4 protein-coding genes are annotated in these 2,515 nt (G+C 58.5%); 3 read left to right on the forward strand and 1 reads right to left on the reverse strand.

The genetic code is table 11. The features are described 5' to 3' along the window. The 3 genes from VMT30_06280 to VMT30_06290 form a co-directional block, all read left to right on the forward strand. On the forward strand, positions 1 to 649 hold a 649-nt coding region (locus tag VMT30_06280; protein ID HVQ44547.1), incomplete at its 5' end, for a TIGR03619 family F420-dependent LLM class oxidoreductase. Between the two features lie 298 nt (positions 650 to 947). Beyond that, complete coding sequence (locus tag VMT30_06285; protein HVQ44548.1) at positions 948 to 1,301, forward strand: transposase; 354 nt, start codon at positions 948 to 950, stop codon at positions 1,299 to 1,301. Then, complete coding sequence (locus VMT30_06290) at positions 1,250 to 2,098, forward strand: IS3 family transposase (protein HVQ44549.1); 849 nt, start codon at positions 1,250 to 1,252, stop codon at positions 2,096 to 2,098. Before VMT30_06285 ends, VMT30_06290 begins: the two co-directional genes overlap by 52 nt. Before the next feature lie 153 nt (positions 2,099 to 2,251). Here the strand turns inward: VMT30_06290 and VMT30_06295 are convergent. Further along, the coding region (locus tag VMT30_06295) for a hypothetical protein (GenBank protein ID HVQ44550.1) at positions 2,252 to 2,515 on the reverse strand (264 nt) is incomplete at its 5' end.

Consider the following 2,515-nt stretch of genomic DNA (forward strand, 5'->3'; position numbering starts at 1 on the left):
CTCGCTGGCCGCTGCCGCCGCGGTGACGAAAACCATCAAGCTTGCGACGGGGATCTGTCTTGTCGTCGAGCGCGATCCAATCCACACCGCCAAGGAGGTATCGACCGTCGACCAGCTTTCCTCGGGCCGGTTCATTTTTGGCGTTGGCGGGGGTTGGAACGAGGAGGAGATGGCCAATCACGGCACTGCGTTTGCAACCCGCTTCAAGCTGATGCGTGAGCGGATCCAGGCGATGAAGCAAATCTGGACGCAGTCGACGGCGGCATTCGACGGCGAATTCGTCAAGTTCGAACCCATGATGCAGTGGCCCAAACCGCTTCAAAAACCTTACCCACCCATCGTTGTTGGGGGCGCATTCCCCCACGCAGCAAGACGGGCGATCGCCTACGGCGACGGCTGGATTCCGATCGGCGGGCGCGAGCTGGATCCGCTCGAGGTGCTGCCGCAATTCCGTCAAATGGCAAAGGACGCTGGCCGCGATCCCGCGTCGCTCTCCTTCAACGTCTTCGGGGCACCCCGAGATTTAGAGGCGCTAAAACGCTACCGTGACGCCGGCGTTGATCGCGTCGTCCTGATGCTTCCGCCCAAGCCCCGCGACGCGATTTTGCCCATGCTGGATGAAAGCGCGCCCCTCGTGACGGCGCTCTAAAGTGTCTGTGAGTCCATCACCCGACGGGACCAAAGCTCAGGACTGCAGTGGCCGCCGTCCCGCAATGAACTCTCGCCGTTGCATGTGTTCCCTTCTTAAGGACCCCGCCAAACCTTGCGGCTGAGTATTTAAGCACTTTCGCTTCAACAGGCATTTGAAGTGGCATGGCCTTCGCCCGAAAGCGTGACACGGTGTGTCCGGGTCAACAGCTGACCCAGCTGTGGAGTGCGCCCCTGGAGCCGGACAGTTTGAAGTTAGTGATTTGACAGGTGTTCTGGGCTTTCGAAAGATGAAAGCCATGGCCAGACAGCAGCGTTCGCACAGCATCGAGTTTAAGCGGCAGGTGGTGCAGGAGTACATTGCTGGGGAGACCCTTTATGGGCTCGCCAAGCGGCACGATCTCTCGCGCCAGCTGATCCGCGTTTGGGTTGAGAAGTATGAAGCCGGCGGCTTGGACGCGGATGCCCAGGCTGCTGACCTCCTGCATGAATACGAAACCAAGATCGTGGCGTTGGAGCGCATGGTTGGCCGCCAGGCTCTGGAAATCGAATTTTTAAAGGGGGCGCTGAAAAACGCACCACGTCCGCGAAGCGCGACTACATCCGTCATTGCCGGCCCGACGGCGTCTCCATCGCAGAAGGATGCCGGCTAATGGGAATTGCGCGCTCGACTTTTTACGATAGGCCCGACACAGGCGCGGACGATGCGACCGTCGTTGCGCAGATGAAGTCGATTTGCGACGAGTTCGAAACTTATGGCTATCGGCGTGTTGACGCTGAGCTTCGTCATCGTGGCCTTGTGGTGAACGCCAAGAAGGTCCGCCGGCTGATGCGCGAGCATGCGCTCAATCCGCAGCCGCGCAGGCGTTTCATCGCGACGACAGACAGCGATCACAACGATCCGATCTGCCCCAATCTTGCGACGATCATGACATTGGATGGTCCGAACCAGCTTTGGGTGGCTGACATCACCTATGTCGCTATCACGACCAGCTTCGTGTACGTGGCTGTCACCCTCGATGCGTGGTCCCGTCGGGTCGTAGGTTATGCCATCAGCCGCTCGATCGATGCGCGGCTGGCAGCTGCTGCGCTCAAGGCCGCCATCAGCGCCCGCAATCCCCCGCGGGGCTGCGTGCATCATTCCGACCGTGGGTCGCAATACGCTTCAGAAACCTATCGCGCTGTCTTACGAGAGCACGGATTCGTAGGTTCGATGAGCCGCCGCGGCAATCCATACGATAACGCCAAAGCCGAAAGCTTCATGAAGACTCTCAAGGTTGAAGCCGTGTATCTGATGGCCTACGAAACTTTCGAGGACGTTACGGCCGACCTTCCACGCTTCATTGATGAGGTCTACAATACCCGCAGACTCCACTCCGCGCTCGGCTATCTCAGCCCCGCGCAATACGAGGATCGCCACGCCCAGCGAACTGTCAAAACCGCCGCCTAAAACTGTCCACCATTAGGGGCGCACTCCAGAGGGTGTCCGAAGCAGGACAGCACTTGGCACCCGAACGATGGGGAATGGTGTGTCGGGTTAGAGATGCGGAAGGATGTGTGCAGTGTCGAGATCGTTGGCTGCTCGGCATCAGTTCGTCGTCGCTCATTGCACTTTCCTTTCCACTATTTCTAACATGGCTCGTTCAATGAGGTCTTCGAGTTCTTCGGCGATACGATAGACCGGGGGCCGTTGTGCCTCGGGAATGTCAAAAATGCACGACGCGACCAGAATGCCAACCGCATACATGATCACGTCGAGCCGCTTTCCTTCAGCCGCAGCGTTGAATTGCAAAAAGAGCGCCTCAATTTCCTTTTTTCTGAGTTCGTCGTCGGTTGGCATTGTGCTTTCCCCGTTTTGGTTTTGACG

This window comes from Candidatus Saccharimonadia bacterium, from assembly GCA_035544015.1.
GTDB lineage: Bacteria > Patescibacteriota > Saccharimonadia > UBA4664 > UBA4664 > UBA5169.

Bases quoted from the DNA above. Each gene is read 5' to 3' on its own strand.
- VMT30_06285 (HVQ44548.1), top strand. From the start codon at position 948: ATGGCCAGACAGCAGCGTTCGCACAGCATCGAGTTTAAGCGGCAGGTG.